This is a genomic window from Streptomyces sp. NPDC060002 (assembly GCF_042737245.1).
Lineage (GTDB): Bacteria > Actinomycetota > Actinomycetes > Streptomycetales > Streptomycetaceae > Streptomyces.
The window spans coordinates 47,762-62,711 of sequence record NZ_JBHWUW010000005.1 but is presented as its reverse complement, the minus strand read 5'-3'; the positions used below and the strand labels follow the sequence as shown (position 1 = coordinate 62,711).

Below are 14,950 nucleotides of genomic sequence, written 5' to 3'. Positions count from 1 at the left end.
TTCCTTTTCCTATGTTGCTTGTGCGGGTGTACGGGTGGTCTGTGTGTGTTCGCCTACGGGAACGGGAGGCGGCGGCGCGGGCGGGGCCGGCGGCCGGTGCGTGACCGTGCGGCAGTCGCCGAAGCTGGCGCGCAGCCGGGTCAGCAGGGCGATGAGCCGGCCGACCTCGGCGTCGGTCCAGTCGCCCAGCCGTTCCGCCAGCAGCTCGGTGCTCCGGCGGGACAGCTCGACGAGCATCGCGTGGCCCTCGGGCGTGAGGTGCAGGATGCGGGAGCGCTTGTCCGCCGGGTCGGGGGAGCGTTCGATCCAGCCCCGGTCGGCGAGGTGTGCGGCATGCCTGCTGGTCACGGACATGTCGACGGCGAGCAGCTCGGAGAGAGCGCTCATGCGCATGTCGCCATGGCGGCCGAGGAGCGCCAGTACACCGGCCGAGCCGGCGGAGCAGTCGGGCGGCAGGATCCGCCCGAGGTCACGCTTCACCGCGCCGACGGCGGTGAGCTGACGCACCAGCTCCTCGTACTGCGCCTGCCCTGCCATCACACCTCCCAGTTTGTTGCTTAGGGCAACCATAGGAGCGGTTGGTTGCTACAGGCAAATAAAAGGGTCGTGAGGCCCGCAAAAAGTTGGCAAAGGCAAGTATTGCGGTGGTAAATGTGCAGGTGGGGGCGTTGAGGCTCCCGGTCCGGGCGGGGGTGGTCGGCGTCCGCGCAGGCTCGGTCGTCTTCCGGGCGGGTCGGTCGTCGTCCGGGTGGGGTCGGCGCCGCCGGAGCACAGGGGGCAGGGCCACAGGGGTGAGGGCGCCCGGTACGGGCCCGACCCGTTCCCGGCGTGCGGCGAACCACCCGGCCGGACGGGGAGCCGCGACGTCACCGCCGGATGCCCGCCGGATGTCCGGCATGGTGGCCGCCGGATGCCCGGCGAGATGGCTGGCGAGGTGGTCGGCAAGGTGGTCGGCGCAGGCGGCGGGCGCGCCTCGGGCCTCAAGTGGCCGGTCGCGCCCGGAGGGTTCCGGTCGTCCGGACTCCCCACCCCCACTTGGGCCGCCCCGCGCATTTTCGCTAGTGTCTCGGCCCATGGCTAACACGCAGGGCCCCCAGGGCAACCACGACCCCGCCGGCAGCACCCAGATGTTCCGCGCGTTCGTCGACGACGGCGCCCCCCGGGCCGCCCAGCCGGCTCCCACACAGTCCGGGCCTCGCATCGGCCTGATCATCGGCATCGTCGCCGCGGTCGTGATCGTCGCGGCGGTCGCCTGGCTGGCGCTGAAGTAACCGCCCGCCCGCACCGGACGGGGTGACGGGGTGACCGGGCGCGTCAACCGCCGTGCGGCACGGCGGGGTCGGCGCGCACGCCCCCGTCCCTTCGCATGCCCGGTCCTCGCATGGCCGGTCCTCGTATGCTCGGTCCTCGTATGGCCGGTCCTTTCAGGTCCGGCGCCGCCCGCTCACTCCCACCGGACCGACACGTCGCGCGTCTCGATGTGCATGCCCAGCGGTACACGCCACGCGTCGACGCAGACCGTCCAGGTCTTCTCCCCGCGCGCCCCCGCGGCGATCGGCGTCGGGAGCGCGGCCGTCGACTCACGGGTCGCCCAGTCGATGCCGAGCAGGTCGACGACATGGGTCCCGAAGGTGACCGTGCCGGAACGCGCCGCGGTGCCGCCGGAGTTGAGGAACGTGAGGGTCACCTCCTCGCACCACCGCTGATCCGTGCCGGCGCGGACGGGATCGCTCATGGCGAGCGAGGCCGGTCCGGCGGGCGAGGTGCCCGGCGGGGCCGTGGGCGTCGGTGAGGGGGTGTCCGGGGGCGTACCGCCCGCGGAGGAGCCGCCCTCGACGCCCGGCGCTTCCGAGGCGCCAGGGGCACCCGTGACACCCGGGTCGGTGGTCGGTGGGGTGCCGGACCCGGCGCCGCCTCCCGCTGTGCCCCGTGAGCCGTTTCCGGCCGTTTCTCCGGTCGAGAACCCCGGGCCGGCCTTGTCCGCGGGAGAGCCGCTCGCGGCGTCCAGCGGGAAGAGCCGCACCCCGCCCGTCGGATCCGCCGAGTCGCCCGTACGCGTATCCGGGAACGCCGTGTCGCCCGCTCCGCCGATGGCGACGTAGCCGCCCGTGTGCCCGTCTCCCCCGCAGCCGGCCAGCAGGCCCGCCGCCAGGACGACGGCGGCCGCCGACGCGCCCCGAACGGCGCCCCGGCGGCCACGTGCCCGTGTCGGACTTCGCATCGCGCCAGTGTCACTGACGCTCCGTCAGGAGGGAAGTCCTCGGCCCGAGTCCGGCTAGTCGGAGATCAGGCCCTCGCGCAGTTGCGCCAGGGTCCGGGTCAGGAGGCGGGAGACGTGCATCTGGGAGATGCCGACCTCCTCGCCGATCTGGGACTGGGTCATGTTGGCGAAGAAGCGCAGCATGATGATGCGGCGCTCGCGGGGCGGGAGCTTGGCCAGCAGCGGCTTCAGCGACTCGCGGTACTCCACGCCCTCCAGGGCCGTGTCCTCGTAGCCGAGGCGGTCGGCCAGGGAGCCCTCGCCGCCGTCGTCCTCCAGGGCCGGGGAGTCCAGCGAGGAGGCCGTGTAGGCGTTGCCGACCGCGAGGCCGTCGACGACGTCCTCCTCGGACACGCCCAGTACCGCGGCGAGTTCGGCGACCGTCGGGGAGCGGTCCAGCTTCTGGGAGAGCTCGTCGCTGGCCTTGGTGAGGGCCAGACGCAGCTCCTGGAGGCGGCGCGGGACGCGCACCGACCACGAGGTGTCGCGGAAGAAGCGCTTGATCTCGCCCACGACCGTCGGCATGGCGAACGTCGGGAACTCCACGCCCCGTTCGCAGTCGAAACGGTCGATCGCCTTGATCAGGCCGATGGTGCCGACCTGGACGATGTCCTCCATCGGTTCGTTGCGCGAGCGGAAGCGGGCCGCCGCGTAGCGCACGAGGGGGAGGTTGAGCTCGATGAGGGTGTCCCGGACGTACATGCGCTCGGGGCTGTCCTCGGCGAGGGTGGCCAGTCGCAGGAACAGGGAGCGGGACAGGGTGCGGGTGTCGATGGCCCCTGTGGCCGTGGGAGCCGGGGCCGGAGCGGCCTCGGGGGCCGTGACGTCGTCGAGCACGTCGAGCACGGCGGGCTCGACGGGCGCGTTGGGCGCTGACTCGCTCTTTGTGAGCATGAGCACCTTCGAGCTGCCCTGATCTGCGGACATGCCACCCCCTTTGGGTCGCGGGACGGTCGCGGCGAACATTCCCGCTTGAGGAACGTCAGCCTTCACCTGAATACCGGCGCCGAAGCCCCGGCAAACGCGCTTCCGGCAGAATGTCACATGTCGGCAACACGCTGTAGTGACATGTCGACACGTGAGTGACGAATCAGCCCTGGAAAGAGGGGGTCTGACGGCCTTTCAGCGCAGATTCGTCGGGAAGAGACCTGATGAGCGATTCGCTCCAAGCGGTGACAACTCGCTCAGGCATCCGAGCCCTGATCGAGTGACGTGTCGTTCGGGTCCCGCGTCACGCCTCGATGCGGTTCGCCGAGCGAAGCCGCTGGAAGCTACGCGCGAGTAGCCGGGACACGTGCATCTGGGAGACGCCGAGTTCCGCACTGATCTGGGACTGCGTGAGGTTGCTGTAGTAGCGCAGGAGGAGGATGCGCTGCTCGCGCTCGGGGAGTTGGACCAGGAGGTGGCGCACGAGGTCGCGGTGCTCCACGCCGTCCAGTGCCGGATCCTCGTAGCCGAGGCGGTCCAGCAGGCCCGGCAGGCCGTCGCCCTCCTGCGCCGCCTCCAGCGAGGTGGCGTGGTACGAGCGGCCGGCCTCGATGCACGAGAGCACCTCGTCCTCGCCGATGCGCAGCCGTTCGGCGATCTCGGCCGTCGTCGGAGTGCGGCCGAAGGCGGTCGTCAGGTCCTCCGTGGCGCTGTTGACCTGCACCCACAACTCGTGCAGCCGGCGCGGTACGTGGACCGTGCGGACGTTGTCGCGGAAGTACCGCTTGATCTCGCCGATGACCGTCGGCATGGCGAAGGTCGGGAACTGCACGCCCCGGTCCGGGTCGAAGCGGTCGATGGCGTTGATCAGGCCGATGGTGCCGACCTGGACGACGTCCTCCATCGGTTCGTTGCGGGAGCGGAAGCGGGCGGCCGCGTAGCGCACGAGCGGGAGGTTGGCCTCGATGAGCGCCCCGCGCACCCGGTTGTGCTCCGGCGTGCCCGGCTGGAGCTCCTTGAGCTCGCCGAAGAGCAGTTGGGTCAGCGCCCGGGTGTCGGCTCCCCGGCGCCGCTCGGGCGGCTGGGCGGTTTCCGGAGGGGCTTCCTGGACGGTCTCCGGGACGGCCTCCCGGACGGCCGGGACGAGCTCCGGGATGACCTCCGGGAGGGCTTCCAGGGCAGGCGCGGAGGCGGGTGCCGGGGGTGCCTCTTCCTGAGGCGGCGCAGTACTGGCCGACACGGTCAACGCCACCTCTTCGTCAGGTCAACATCGGTCAACTCATCCATCAAAAGCGGTCATAGCATCACAAGACATGTGCACTGTGTGCAAGCACCCCATAACGCCGTGTTGAAGGAGAAGTTCAGCCGATCACCCCCACTCCGGACGTGCGAAAGCCCCCCGCTGTTCCGGCGGAGGGCTCCGTACTGCCGAGAAGGGCTGCCGAAAGGGCGGCTCAGAACTCGTAGTCGGCGACCACCCAGGTGGCGAACTCGCGCCACAGGGCGACGCCCGCCTGGTGGGCGGGGTGCTCGATGTACCGCTTCAGGGCGTCCGCGTCCTCGACCGCCGAGTTGATCGCGAAGTCGTAGGCGATGGGCCGGTCGCTGATGTTCCAGCCCAGTTCCCAGAAGCGCAGCTCCTCGATCCGGCCGCCGAGTGCCCGGAAGGCCGCTTCGCCCTGCACGACCCGGGGGTCGTCGCGCTCGACACCCTCGTTGAGCTTGAAAAGGACCAGGTGGCGGATCATGGGCACTCCCGTGCGTGCTACTCGGCCCCGTCGGCGAGCCAGGTGAAGAAGTCGCCGACGGCCTTGGCGGCGTCCGATATGCCCTGGAAGCCTATCTGGACGTAGTCCGCCGCCTTCGCCGGGTCTGTGATGATCACGTAGAGCACGAAGACCACGAGTACGTAGACGGCGATCTTCTTGGCGTTCACCGCCACCTGGCCTCCCCTGTATGAGCCCACCCGGGCCCTGTTGACGGCGGCGAGTGTAACCGTAAGTGCGATTTTCACACCGCTTTTGAGCGTCCACGGCGCGTTCGTGAACCGTTCGCGGGTCCTCGTCCGATGAGGGGGTGGACGCCGGTGCGTGCCGGGCGGAGTGGAAGAGAAGGGAAGGGGAGGAAAATGCTGGGACTGCTGGAACCGCTGGCCGTCGCCCCGATGGTCCTCGTGGCGGTGCTGTGCCTGGGGGCGCTGCTCGACTGCGCCCGTACCCCCGGAGAGCGCGTCAGGTACGTGCCGAAGCTGCTCTGGCTGATCTTCATGCTCAGCGCCCCGGTCGTCGGCGGCCTCGCCTGGATGTACCTGGGCAAGCGACCCGAGCCGCGCGAAAGCACCGGAGACCACGAAGAGCCCGGAGCCGCCGGGGACACGACGAAGGGCCCGGCTCACGGAGCCGGACCCTTCGTCCAGAAGCGGTAGCGGAGGGATTTGCACCCTCGGTGCTTGCGCCACACTCGCTCTCGAGGTCTGTTCGTGCTGGTCAGAGCAGTATCCGCAGCCGTTCAACCTCGTTCATTCCCGTACTCCCGCCCGGAGCGTGACCCGTTGTGGACAGCTCCGGACGGGGTGAATGAGAAGGAATCCGAGACGGGGTCAGTCCATCCTGACTGGCGGGTTGCCAGTCCACGTCTCGTCCTCTTCTTGAAATATCGCGAGGTTTCCACGCTCCGCACTTGTGCTCGCTCGACGGTTCAGCCACCACGGACATAGGGCTCGACGGTGGAGGATGAACCTCTTGTGTCACGTAGTTGAACGAGTGATGGCATACCCATTGACCAGCGGAAACGCTCCGGTTGCAGGCAAGGTGGGGCTGTAGCAGGCTGGAAAACGAGGGTCCGACGCTTTCCGGTCCCGTCGCCCTCGGCGAGGCGCAGGAGGAAAACCCCCGGTACATTCACGGCGATCTCGCCGAACATCTCGCGTTGTCTGAGCGGGACCTGTGCCGCAGCCTCAAGGTCGGCCCTCTTCGAACTCCCGCACATCAATCAGCAGGTGGTCCTATGTCCATCCGCAGGCACTCTCGCATGTCCGCAAAGTCCCGCGCCTCCGCAGCCCTGGCCGCAGCCTCGATCGGCGGCAGTCTGCTGGTCGTTGGTACGGCCCCGCCAACCGTCGCCGCCGTAGAACTGGGAACGGTGACCTACTCCGGCACGGTGAGCTGCGATGCCCGGTATCCGGCCCCCGCCACGTCCGTCCCGGTCAAGGTGACCCTGACCAACGGCCCCAAAAAGACACCCAGGACGGCGTCGGATACCGTCGAAAACGATGGTGCACGCGCAGGGGACTACGGCCCTACCGACTTGGTGGTTCCGCTGGATTCCAAGTTCCAGCTCAGGGTCACAGTCTCGTGCAAGCCCGCCGGGCAGAACGTAAAGACATTCAACAGGCAGATCGAGCAGACAGACCTCACAGACGAGCAAGTGATCACGCTCGACATCAAGTAGTGGTTGGAGGCGCAGACGCCCTGCCAGGTACGTGGCCTGACGGGGCGTCTGCGCATTGCCTTACCGCGAGGGATGCGCCCATTCTGGCTGATTGGCGACCATCGCTATTGTCAGAGGGCAATGGAAGCATCGTCGCCGGATCTGCTGCGCACGCACCGTGCCAAACAGCAGGAGGAACGCGCTGCGGCCGGCGGGGACTGGACGGACGAAGGGTGGCTCTTCGCGACGCCGACCGGCCGGGGCACTTCCCCCCGAACGGACCATGACGACTGGAAGGGACTACTGGACGACGCGAAGGTCCGAGACGGCCGGCTACACATGCCCGCCACACCGCTGCAACGGTCCTCCTGAATCTCGGAGTCTCCGAGAGACCTTCCACGGACGCATGGTGGCCGACGGCCGCAAGGCCGGGACGATCCATCAGATCCACCGCACCTTCCGTACCGCGCTGAACGAGGCCGTCGGAGTGTCCGAGCGCGCCGTCATGGGACTCATGGGCTGGTCCACCACGGCCACGGCCGCGCGGTATCAACACATGGGCGACTCCGTTCGCAGCGAGGTCGCGCGCCAGGTTGACGGACTCACTTGGAAGCCGGAGCGGTCGGACAACGATGACGACCGTCCCCACGGGGGGCTCGCGCCGGGCTGCTGAACACCGGAGGACAGGCTTAAAGGCCAATACTCCAGTTCAAGCTGGCTTCTACCGAGATGCGTGTAAATGGCTGCTGTTTGCACCTAAGTTGCGAACCGCCACCTTCCGGCCTACTTGCCCATAACCTGATTTTGGTTGAGGGGGGTGGTTTCATGTATCCGGAGAATCGTGACTGTTCGTGCCACGGGTCGTTCCAGTGCCTACGGTGCGCGGGGCGGACGTCGTCCGCTCCGCGGCAGGCGTCGTCCGAGCCAACATCCAAAAACTGCTTCGAGGTCATCGGGTATGCACTGGTGATCATGTTCCTGGTGGGCTTCTTCGCCGCCCATCCCGAAGCGCGACATCATCCGTTCAGCTCTCTCGGGGACTTTTTCGGCGGTGTCCGACATTGGCTGAGCGGCCTGCCGCGCGCCCTGTCTTGAACCGGCGGCCAGTTCAGGCTCCACGGCCTGCAACTGAGACGGAAACTGAGACGGAAGACCACGAAGGGCCCGGTCCAACGGACCGGGCCCTTCGTCTACCAGCGGTAGCGGAGGGATTTGAACCCTCGGTGACTTGCGCCACACTCGCTTTCGAGGCGAGCTCCTTCGGCCGCTCGGACACGCTACCGAGGGAGACCTTACAGCAAGGCCGGCCCCGGTTTGAAATCGGTATTCGGGGGGGTGGATCACCGGTCGCGGAAGAACTCCGTGAGGAGCCCGGCGCACTCCTCGGCGAGGACGCCTTCGACGACCTCGGGGCGGTGGTTGAGCCGTCGGTCGCGGACGACGTCCCAGAGGGAGCCGGCCGCGCCCGCCTTGTCGTCGCGGGCGCCGTAGACGACCCGGTCCACCCGGGACTGCACGAGCGCGCCCGCGCACATCGTGCACGGTTCGAGGGTCACGACGAGCGTGCAGCCGGACAGCCGCCACTCGCCCAGCGCGGCGGCCGCCCGCCGGACGGCGAGCACCTCCGCGTGGGCCGTCGGATCGCCGCCGGCCTCACGTTCGTTGTGGCCCCTGGCGAGGACCGTCGTACCGTCCGGAGCCAGCACGACGGCGCCGACCGGGACGTCTCCGTCCCGGGCGGCCAGCCGTGCCTCGTCCAGGGCGAGCCGCATCGCGGGCCGCCAGCGGTCGCGTACGGGATCCGGCATCGTTCCCGGTGCGGTCAGCGGACGGTCTCCAGAACCTCCGAGGCGCCCAGGGCCTCCGCGATCTCGGTGACGGCGTCCGCGGACAGCGACCTCAGCTCCTTCTCGCCGACGCCGAGGTCGTCGAGGATGCCGGCGTCGCCGACCGGGCCGTGCGGCACGGCCTCGGCCGAGCCGTTCACGGTGCTGACGGCACCCTCGTTCTCGACGTCGTCCTCGTTCTCACTCTCGTTCTCACCGTCCTCGGTGCCGTCGAGGTCGAGGGCGTCCAGGTCGACGTCGTCACCCGGGTCCCTTCCGAGCAGCTCGTCGGTGAGCAGGATCTCGCCGTACGAGCTGCGGGCGGCGGCGGCGGCGTCGGAGACGAAGATGCGAGGGTCCTCCTCGCCGTCGATGCGGACGACCCCGAACCAGGAGTCCTCCTGCTCGATCAGCACGAGCACCGTGTCGTCGTCTGGAGAGGCCTCCCGGGCCAGCTCGGCCAGATCCGACAGGGTCTCCACATCGTCGAGCTCTGTGTCGCTCGCTTCCCACCCGTCTTCGGTGCGCGCGAGCAGTGCGGCGAAGTACACCGTGACTCTCCCACTGGTCTTAGGCGTGCCGGTTGGGGGTCCCCCCGGCGGAGGTTGCGGGCGGAGAGAGCTCAGGCTCCGAGCCCCACCCACTGGGAATCGTGGCAGAAACAAGGCGTCCAGGGGACGTCTTCGGCTCCCTGTGTTGGGTGGTTTTGATCGCACGCCCACGAGGACGTCCATGAGCACGTCCATGAGACGTCCGTGAGTGACTCACCAGCGCTCTCGTTGCCGCCACCAGCGGATCGTACGCGGCTTTACCGCGCGCCCACGCACGTCCGCCCCACGTGACACCCGTGGCGGTGGCGATCTTCCCCGTATGCCCCAAGTCCCGTACGGCTGCGGCTACCAGCGGAAGGTGCGCATGCGCATCGCGTGGCGCAGACGGGCGGTCTTGGCGCGGCGCGGCTGGACCCGGTCGCGCAGTGCGCGGGCCTCGGCCAGCTCGCGCAGAAACCGGGCGCGGCGCCGACGGCGCTCGGCGTCGGTCTCGTCCGGCCGCGCCCTTTTCGGCGAGTCGTTGTCGGGCAGGTTGGGCAGCTCAGGCATCAGCACACCACTCCGGGTACCCCGGTCCGTCTCCTTACCTTTCCCCCACTTTCCCTCCGACGGGCGGTTTGACGCCAGCCAACGGCCCAACCCGGGGGAAGGCCGAGGGGGAGAGGTTCACCGTGAGTGGGGACGCCGGGCGGGTTCGGCCCGGTTACTGTTGTGGACATGCGTCTCCACGTCGTCGACCACCCCCTGGTCGCCCACAAGCTCACCACGCTGCGCGACCAGCGCACGGATTCCGCGACCTTCCGCCGGCTGGCCGACGAACTGGTCACCCTGCTCGCCTACGAAGCCACGCGTGACGTGCGCACCGAGCAGGTCGACATCAAGACGCCGGTCTCCCCGACCACCGGCGTGAAGCTCTCCTACCCCCGCCCGCTGGTCGTGCCGATCCTGCGCGCGGGCCTCGGCATGCTCGACGGCATGGTCCGGCTGCTGCCGACCGCCGAGGTGGGCTTCCTGGGCATGATCCGCAACGAGGAGACGCTCGAGGCGTCCACGTACGCGACGCGCATGCCGGAGAACCTCCTCGGCCGCCAGGTGTACGTACTGGACCCGATGCTGGCCACCGGCGGCACGCTGGTCGCCGCGATCCGCGAGCTGATCCGGCGCGGCGCCGACGACGTGACGGCCGTGGTGCTGCTCGCGGCCCCGGAGGGCGTGGAGCTCATGGAGCGCGAGCTCGCGGGCACCCCGGTCACCGTCGTCACGGCGGCGGTCGACGACCACCTCAACGAGCACGGCTACATCGTCCCGGGCCTGGGCGACGCGGGCGACCGGCTGTACGGCGCGGCCGAATAGCCCGGGCGAGCCGAAACACTCGTCACTCTCGAGAACGGCCGGACGGCGGGAAGGGCTGCTGCTAGCAGCCCTTTTTCGTGGTTGCCGTCGGCAGCGGCGCGGCCAGGGCCGTCAGCGCCTTGACCGAGGCCGCCTGGCTGGTCAGCGCCTTGAACTGGTTGCCGATGATCAGGTCGACGGTCGTGCCCGTACGGGCGGTGTCGGTGCGCCGTTCGGCGGTGGTGAGCTGGGTGGCGAGCACCGGCAGCGAGGTGTTCAGCGAGGCCGCGGGGCCGAGCAGTATCCCGGTGCCGACGACCTTCTTGTCGTACTGCTTGGTGGCGTTGCCCACCTCGCCGATCTTGAAGCCGCGTTTCTTCAGCTCGTCCGCGGTGGTCTTGGCGAGGCCGCTGCGGGTGGTGGCGTTGAAGACGTTCACGGTGATCTGCGCGGGCTTGGGTGCCGAGCCCGCGACAGCGGCGGCGGCGGACGCGGAGGCCGCGGGGCTCGCCTTGGTCGCCGTCGTCACCTTCGTCGAGCAGCCGGAACCGGCGGCCGTGGCCGTCCCTCCGCCGCCCGTGAAGACGTCGATGAGCTGAAGGGTGCCCCAGCCGGCCACGCCGAGCACGGCACCGCAGGCGACGACCACGACAGCCAGCCTGCCGCGTCGTCGATGGGGGCGCATGCGGGGGTATTTGTCCCCCGTGATCCGGTACTTGCCGCCCATGCCGGGGGGAGTCAGCATGCTCATGGGCGCAGCGTAGTGCGCCGGGGCGGCCGTGACGAATAAACGATCATCCGACACCGTTCGAGGCGCGGGAAAGCACCCGAAAGGGTCAACGCGCGAGGTCGACCGGGGCGGGAGAGGGGTCCTGGCGGAGGGTCAGTCCAGCTCGAGCACGCGCGCGTGCAGTACCTGTCGCTGCTGGAGTGCCGCCCGCACCGCGCGGTGCAGCCCGTCCTCCAGGTACAGGTCGCCCTGCCACTTCACGACGTGCGCGAAGAGGTCGCCGTAGAACGTGGAGTCCTCCGCGAGCAGGGTTTCCAGGTCGAGCTGCTGCTTGGTGGTCACCAGCTGATCGAGGCGGACCGGGCGCGGCGCGACGTCCGCCCACTGCCGGGTGCTTTCCCGGCCGTGGTCGGGGTACGGCCGGCCGTTTCCGATGCGCTTGAAGATCACACGGAAAGCCTACCGGTCCAGACGTTCCGGGCGCAGCCATGGAGACGGAGTACGACGCTGGAAAAGACGTGATGAACGGGGGTAAAACGGAACGAGGGTCTGCCGATGAGTGGGTCGACGAGGGCCGCTGACATCGCCGACGGGGACGCGTTCGCCGGGCCCGCCCTCGACCTGGGCGCGCTGCTGTGGGACGGGAAGTGCCTGCCCGAGGCCCCCGTCCGCATCCCCCTTCCCATGCTGAGCAGGCACGGACTGGTCGCGGGCGCCACGTCGTCACCGTCCTCAGCGAGAAGGGTGCTCCGACGCGGGTGGCCGCGACCCGGCTGCGCGCCCCGGAGTCGCTGATGGGTCCGGTCGACGGCCCCGCCCTCGACCGGGCGGCACGGGAGCCCCCGCTCCACGAGCGGTATGCACAGGCTGTGGACAGAGAATCCGCGTTCGAGAAGCTGGCGGCCCGGCCCGCCGGGCAACCGGAGCCGCCGAAGTCGCCGAAGTCGCCGGAGTCGCCGGAGTCACCGAAGGGTTCCCGGACCCGGGAGTCCGAGCCGCGGCGGCCCGAGGAGGACCGCTCCGTCGTCGAGCAGGTCGTCGGCAGCGGCGTGTTCAAGTCCCTGGCCCGTTCCGTCGGCACGCAGATCGGCCGGGAGATCACCCGCTCGCTCTTCGGCACGGCCCGGCGGAGGCGGTAGTCCGCCTCCGCCGACCGGTCAGCGGTCCCGGTGCTCCGGGGCCTGCCGCGGTTTCGCTTCCTTCACCTGCGGTTTCGGTGCGCTGCGCGCGGCCTCCGCGCGCAGCAGGGCGCGCAGGATCGCGTACGGGTCTGTGGGCATGACTCTTTCCCTCGCATGTTTCTCGCGTGAGCGTGAGCGCCGAGCGGCTGATCGTCGGCGGGCCTGGGAACGGCGTCCGTCAGCAGCGCAGGACCACGGTGCGCAGGGCGTGCAGGGCGTACGACGGCCGGTGCGGCGCGGGGCGCGGCCGGTCCGCGGGGACACCGGGCGCGGGGGCCGGGAGGGGCGCCGGGCGTCGCAGGGCGGCGGGGTGGTGGGCGCAGGGGGCGGGTCGCAGCGCCGTGTCGAGGGCGTCGTACTCGGCAACCTCGGCGGCGGCGACGGGTGCCGCGGAGACCTCGGCGGCCGCACCCGGCACCAGCAGGGCGAGCAGCAGCACGAGCGTCCGCAGCCAGGTGCGGCTGCGGGGGAGGCGGGCTGCGGGGCTCATGGGAGGTCATCTCCCCGCGACACGCCCTGGGTTCAGCATGCCGGGGGCCGGATCCGCCCGTTCGGCGGACAACCGGCTCACACGGTGTGCCACACGATCCGCCGGGCGGCGCGGGAGCGGGAGTGCGGGGCCCTCGAAGGGCGACTCGGGCTCGTGGGTACCGCTGCCCGCCCGCGGGGCGTCGGCCCACCACCTGGCACCCGGGCGGGCCACCTGGCACCCGGGCGGGTCACCCGCCACCCGGCACCCGGGCCCGCCATCCGGGCGGGCCATCTGGCACCCGGGTCGGCGACCCGCCACCCGGGCGAGCCGCCCGACACCCGGGCCCGCCACCCGACACCCGGGCCCGCCACCCGGCACCCGGGCCCGCCACCCGGCACCCGGGCCCGCGACCCGCCACCCGGGCCCGCCACCCGACACCCGGGCCCGCCACCCGACACCCGGGCCCGCCACCCGGCACCCGGGCCCGCGACCCGCCCCCCGGGCCCGCCACCCGGCACCCGGGCCCGCCACCCGGCGCCCGGGCGGGTCACCCGCTCCCCGGGCCCGCCACCTGGCACCGCTCCCCGGGCGGGCCACCCGCTCCCCGGGCGGGTCACCCGCTCCCCGGGCCCGCCACCTGGCACCGCTCCCCGGGCGGGCCACCCGCTCCCCGGGCCCGCCACCCGCTCCCCGGGCGGGTCACCCGCTCCCCGGGCGGGTCACCCGCTCCCCGGGCCCGCCACCCGCTCCCCGGGCGGGTCACCCGCTCCCCGGGCGGGTCACCCGCTCCCCGGGCGGGTCACCCGCTCCCCGGGCGGGTCACCCGCTCCCCGGGCGGGTCACCCGGCTTACTTCTTCGCGGCCTTGTCCGCCTTCTCTGCTTTCGCCGCCGCCTTCATCTCCTGCTTGTGCGCGCGCACCTTCGTCAGCGACTCCGGGCCGGTGATGTCGGCGACGGACCGGAAGGACTTCGGCTCGCCGTAGGCGCCGGCCGCCTCCCGCCAGCCCGTGGGCCGCACACCGAGCTGCTTGCCCAGCAGCGCGAGGAAGATCTGCGCCTTCTGCCTGCCGAAGCCGGGCAGTTCCTGGAGCCGCCCGAGCAGCTCCTTGCCGCTGCTCGCGTCCTTCCAGACGGCACCGGCGTCCCCGTCGTAGTGCTCGACGAGGTACTGGCAGAGCTGCTGGACGCGCTTGGCCATGGACCCGGGGTAGCGGTGCACGGCCGGCTTCTCGGAGAGCAGCGCGGCGAAGGCCTCCGGGTCCTGGGCGGCGATGTCGTGCGCGTTCAGGTCGTCGGCGCCGAGCCGGTCGGCGATCGTCCGGGGTCCCTTGAACGCCCACTCCATCGGAACCTGCTGGTCCAGCAGCATCCCGACCAGCGCGGCGAGCGGGGACCGCCCGAGGAGCTCGTCGGCCTCGGGGTCCTGGGAGAGGTGAAGGGTGACGTCCATGCGTCGATGATCCCGCCTGGCCCGTCAGCTCGCGCGCCGGTACCCCAGCGCGTGCCGCCGCTCCTTGGGCACGCCGAGTTCCTTGCGCAGACAGGCCGACAGCGTCCTGGTGGTGCGGGTGTCGCAGGCGATCCGGACGTACGGGTCGGGGGTGGCCGTCAGGAGGGCGGGCAGTTCGGCCTTCACCCGCTCGACGAGGTGGGCGCCCGAGTCCGCGCGGGGCACGTGCCGTATCTCGTGGCGGGCGGGGTCGGTGCGGAAGGGGAGGCCGTCCGGACCGTCGGGCGAGCCCTCGAACCAGAGGGTCGCCGGGGCGGAGCCGAGCGCTCCCTCGCCCTCGCCGAGCAGGGAGTTGATCGCGGGCAGGGAGGCCGGGTCGCCGATCACGAGGACGTGCGAGGGGGCCGGGGCGGGTGGTTCGAAGCCGGTGCCCTGGACGGTCGCCTCGATGGTGTCGCCGGGCACGGCCGCCCGTGCCCAGTCGCTGGCCGCGCCCTCGTGCAGCGCGAACTCCAGGGCGAAGGCGCCGGCCGCCGGGTCGGGGTCGACCAGGGTGCAGGCCCGCTGGTGCGGCCGGCCCGCGTTCTCGAACCAGAGCCGGATCCAGATCGTCGGGTGGACGCCGCCGGCGGCGAGCAGCCCGCCGTCCGAGAGGCGCAGCCGGCGGTACTCGCCGGTGACCTCCTCCACGCCCGTGACCGTGAGCGTGAAGTCCTCGGCCCGCATCAGTCTGAGGACCGTGCCCTCCCGGCCCCGCCCCTGCGCCATGGCCTCGTCACCCCTCGCGTACG

At 70.9% G+C, this 14,950-nt stretch carries 19 protein-coding genes, 1 tRNA gene and 3 pseudogenes; 7 read left to right on the top strand and 16 right to left on the bottom strand.

Annotation, left to right across the window (positions count from 1 at the left end):
• Nucleotides 1-9: 9 nt before the first annotated feature.
• Nucleotides 10-537 carry a MarR family winged helix-turn-helix transcriptional regulator gene (locus ACFWBD_RS06990; RefSeq protein WP_385663757.1) on the bottom strand — a complete coding sequence of 176 codons (528 nt, stop codon included), beginning with the start codon at nt 535-537 and terminating at the stop codon, nt 10-12.
• A 536-nt stretch (nt 538-1,073) separates the two neighbouring features.
• Between ACFWBD_RS06990 and ACFWBD_RS06985 the strand changes: the two genes are divergently transcribed.
• Nucleotides 1,074-1,271 (top strand): hypothetical protein, encoded by a 198-nt coding sequence (locus ACFWBD_RS06985; protein WP_385555750.1) that lies wholly within the window; start codon nt 1,074-1,076, stop codon nt 1,269-1,271.
• A gap of 173 nt (nt 1,272-1,444) precedes the next feature.
• On the opposite strand, the gene ACFWBD_RS06980 is transcribed toward ACFWBD_RS06985, so the two are convergent.
• The 5 genes from ACFWBD_RS06980 to ACFWBD_RS06960 form a co-directional block, all read right to left on the bottom strand.
• Nucleotides 1,445-2,221 carry a hypothetical protein gene (locus ACFWBD_RS06980; protein ID WP_385663754.1) on the bottom strand — a complete coding sequence of 259 codons (777 nt, stop codon included), beginning with the start codon at nt 2,219-2,221 and terminating at the stop codon, nt 1,445-1,447.
• Nucleotides 2,222-2,275: 54 nt separating this feature from the next.
• On the bottom strand, nt 2,276-3,187 hold the full coding sequence (locus tag ACFWBD_RS06975; protein WP_385663751.1) for an RNA polymerase sigma factor SigF: 912 nt from the start codon (nt 3,185-3,187) through the stop codon (nt 2,276-2,278).
• Nucleotides 3,188-3,491: 304 nt separating this feature from the next.
• On the bottom strand, nt 3,492-4,433 hold the full coding sequence (locus tag ACFWBD_RS06970) for an RNA polymerase sigma factor SigF (RefSeq protein ID WP_385663748.1): 942 nt from the start codon (nt 4,431-4,433) through the stop codon (nt 3,492-3,494).
• Between the two features lie 208 nt (nt 4,434-4,641).
• Nucleotides 4,642-4,935 (bottom strand): Dabb family protein, encoded by a 294-nt coding sequence (locus ACFWBD_RS06965; protein ID WP_171398159.1) that lies wholly within the window; start codon nt 4,933-4,935, stop codon nt 4,642-4,644.
• A 17-nt stretch (nt 4,936-4,952) separates the two neighbouring features.
• Entirely contained in the window at nt 4,953-5,129 is a 177-nt protein-coding gene (locus ACFWBD_RS06960; protein ID WP_020131312.1) for a hypothetical protein, read from the bottom strand.
• Between the two features lie 186 nt (nt 5,130-5,315).
• Between ACFWBD_RS06960 and ACFWBD_RS06955 the strand changes: the two genes are divergently transcribed.
• From ACFWBD_RS06955 to ACFWBD_RS06940, 4 genes and pseudogenes are all read left to right on the top strand, one after another.
• A complete protein-coding gene (locus ACFWBD_RS06955; RefSeq protein ID WP_385663745.1) occupies nt 5,316-5,612 on the top strand; it encodes a PLD nuclease N-terminal domain-containing protein in 297 nt (98 codons plus the stop codon).
• A 605-nt stretch (nt 5,613-6,217) separates the two neighbouring features.
• Nucleotides 6,218-6,637, top strand: a complete 420-nt coding sequence (locus ACFWBD_RS06950) for a hypothetical protein (RefSeq protein WP_385663742.1) — start codon at nt 6,218-6,220, stop codon at nt 6,635-6,637.
• Between the two features lie 138 nt (nt 6,638-6,775).
• Nucleotides 6,776-6,993: pseudogene (locus ACFWBD_RS06945) on the top strand (site-specific integrase); the annotation flags it as partial.
• Between the two features lie 107 nt (nt 6,994-7,100).
• Nucleotides 7,101-7,289, top strand: a pseudogene (locus ACFWBD_RS06940) (site-specific integrase); the annotation flags it as partial.
• Nucleotides 7,290-7,813: 524 nt separating this feature from the next.
• Here the strand turns inward: ACFWBD_RS06940 and ACFWBD_RS06935 are convergent.
• The 4 genes from ACFWBD_RS06935 to ACFWBD_RS06920 all read right to left on the bottom strand — a co-directional run bounded on the left by ACFWBD_RS06935 (nt 7,814) and on the right by ACFWBD_RS06920 (nt 9,542).
• A tRNA-Ser gene (locus tag ACFWBD_RS06935) sits at nt 7,814-7,898 on the bottom strand.
• Nucleotides 7,899-7,956: 58 nt separating this feature from the next.
• Nucleotides 7,957-8,388: a tRNA adenosine(34) deaminase TadA gene (gene tadA, locus ACFWBD_RS06930; RefSeq protein WP_020131307.1), complete on the bottom strand. Its 432-nt coding sequence runs from the start codon at nt 8,386-8,388 to the stop codon at nt 7,957-7,959.
• Nucleotides 8,389-8,438: 50 nt separating this feature from the next.
• The gene (locus ACFWBD_RS06925; RefSeq protein ID WP_385663739.1) at nt 8,439-8,993 is read right to left on the bottom strand and encodes a hypothetical protein; all 555 of its coding nucleotides are present in this window, start codon (nt 8,991-8,993) and stop codon (nt 8,439-8,441) included.
• A gap of 345 nt (nt 8,994-9,338) precedes the next feature.
• A complete protein-coding gene (locus tag ACFWBD_RS06920) occupies nt 9,339-9,542 on the bottom strand; it encodes a hypothetical protein (RefSeq protein ID WP_385663736.1) in 204 nt (67 codons plus the stop codon).
• Between the two features lie 168 nt (nt 9,543-9,710).
• On the opposite strand from ACFWBD_RS06920, the gene upp reads away from it, so the two are divergent.
• The gene (gene upp, locus ACFWBD_RS06915; protein ID WP_351761628.1) at nt 9,711-10,346 is read left to right on the top strand and encodes a uracil phosphoribosyltransferase; all 636 of its coding nucleotides are present in this window, start codon (nt 9,711-9,713) and stop codon (nt 10,344-10,346) included.
• A gap of 61 nt (nt 10,347-10,407) precedes the next feature.
• Here upp and ACFWBD_RS06910 read toward each other — a convergent pair whose 3' ends face one another.
• Complete coding sequence (locus ACFWBD_RS06910; protein ID WP_385663733.1) at nt 10,408-11,076, bottom strand: LytR C-terminal domain-containing protein; 669 nt, start codon at nt 11,074-11,076, stop codon at nt 10,408-10,410.
• A 132-nt stretch (nt 11,077-11,208) separates the two neighbouring features.
• Nucleotides 11,209-11,505, bottom strand: coding sequence for a type II toxin-antitoxin system VapB family antitoxin (locus ACFWBD_RS06905; protein WP_004943146.1), 297 nt, complete (start codon nt 11,503-11,505; stop codon nt 11,209-11,211).
• Between the two features lie 260 nt (nt 11,506-11,765).
• On the opposite strand from ACFWBD_RS06905, the pseudogene ACFWBD_RS06900 reads away from it, so the two are divergent.
• Nucleotides 11,766-12,194: pseudogene (locus ACFWBD_RS06900) on the top strand (helicase HerA-like domain-containing protein); the annotation flags it as partial.
• An 18-nt stretch (nt 12,195-12,212) separates the two neighbouring features.
• On the opposite strand, the gene ACFWBD_RS06895 reads toward ACFWBD_RS06900, so the two are convergent.
• The 4 genes from ACFWBD_RS06895 to ACFWBD_RS06880 form a co-directional block, all read right to left on the bottom strand.
• Nucleotides 12,213-12,335 carry a hypothetical protein gene (locus ACFWBD_RS06895; RefSeq protein ID WP_351761623.1) on the bottom strand — a complete coding sequence of 41 codons (123 nt, stop codon included), beginning with the start codon at nt 12,333-12,335 and terminating at the stop codon, nt 12,213-12,215.
• A 79-nt stretch (nt 12,336-12,414) separates the two neighbouring features.
• Nucleotides 12,415-12,726 carry a hypothetical protein gene (locus tag ACFWBD_RS06890; RefSeq protein ID WP_385663730.1) on the bottom strand — a complete coding sequence of 104 codons (312 nt, stop codon included), beginning with the start codon at nt 12,724-12,726 and terminating at the stop codon, nt 12,415-12,417.
• An 830-nt stretch (nt 12,727-13,556) separates the two neighbouring features.
• The gene (locus ACFWBD_RS06885; RefSeq protein ID WP_385663727.1) at nt 13,557-14,159 is read right to left on the bottom strand and encodes an HhH-GPD-type base excision DNA repair protein; all 603 of its coding nucleotides are present in this window, start codon (nt 14,157-14,159) and stop codon (nt 13,557-13,559) included.
• A gap of 24 nt (nt 14,160-14,183) precedes the next feature.
• A complete protein-coding gene (locus ACFWBD_RS06880) occupies nt 14,184-14,927 on the bottom strand; it encodes a siderophore-interacting protein (RefSeq protein WP_385663724.1) in 744 nt (247 codons plus the stop codon).
• Nucleotides 14,928-14,950 lie beyond the last annotated feature (23 nt).

Excerpts from the sequence above, each read along its gene's own strand:
- ACFWBD_RS06890 (WP_385663730.1), bottom strand. The coding sequence starts at position 12,726 with ATGAGCCCCGCAGCCCGCCTCCCCCGCAGCCGCACCTGGCTGCGGACG.
- ACFWBD_RS06880 (WP_385663724.1), bottom strand. The coding sequence starts at position 14,927 with ATGGCGCAGGGGCGGGGCCGGGAGGGCACGGTCCTCAGACTGATGCGG.
- ACFWBD_RS06950 (WP_385663742.1), top strand. The coding sequence starts at position 6,218 with ATGTCCGCAAAGTCCCGCGCCTCCGCAGCCCTGGCCGCAGCCTCGATC.
- ACFWBD_RS06955 (WP_385663745.1), top strand. The coding sequence starts at position 5,316 with ATGCTGGGACTGCTGGAACCGCTGGCCGTCGCCCCGATGGTCCTCGTG.
- ACFWBD_RS06885 (WP_385663727.1), bottom strand. The coding sequence starts at position 14,159 with ATGGACGTCACCCTTCACCTCTCCCAGGACCCCGAGGCCGACGAGCTC.
- ACFWBD_RS06975 (WP_385663751.1), bottom strand. The coding sequence starts at position 3,187 with ATGTCCGCAGATCAGGGCAGCTCGAAGGTGCTCATGCTCACAAAGAGC.
- ACFWBD_RS06980 (WP_385663754.1), bottom strand. The coding sequence starts at position 2,221 with ATGCGAAGTCCGACACGGGCACGTGGCCGCCGGGGCGCCGTTCGGGGC.
- ACFWBD_RS06920 (WP_385663736.1), bottom strand. The coding sequence starts at position 9,542 with ATGCCTGAGCTGCCCAACCTGCCCGACAACGACTCGCCGAAAAGGGCG.
- tadA (WP_020131307.1), bottom strand. The coding sequence starts at position 8,388 with ATGCGGCTCGCCCTGGACGAGGCACGGCTGGCCGCCCGGGACGGAGAC.
- ACFWBD_RS06985 (WP_385555750.1), top strand. The coding sequence starts at position 1,074 with ATGGCTAACACGCAGGGCCCCCAGGGCAACCACGACCCCGCCGGCAGC.
- ACFWBD_RS06910 (WP_385663733.1), bottom strand. The coding sequence starts at position 11,076 with ATGAGCATGCTGACTCCCCCCGGCATGGGCGGCAAGTACCGGATCACG.
- ACFWBD_RS06895 (WP_351761623.1), bottom strand. The coding sequence starts at position 12,335 with ATGCCCACAGACCCGTACGCGATCCTGCGCGCCCTGCTGCGCGCGGAG.
- ACFWBD_RS06990 (WP_385663757.1), bottom strand. The coding sequence starts at position 537 with ATGGCAGGGCAGGCGCAGTACGAGGAGCTGGTGCGTCAGCTCACCGCC.
- ACFWBD_RS06965 (WP_171398159.1), bottom strand. The coding sequence starts at position 4,935 with ATGATCCGCCACCTGGTCCTTTTCAAGCTCAACGAGGGTGTCGAGCGC.
- upp (WP_351761628.1), top strand. The coding sequence starts at position 9,711 with ATGCGTCTCCACGTCGTCGACCACCCCCTGGTCGCCCACAAGCTCACC.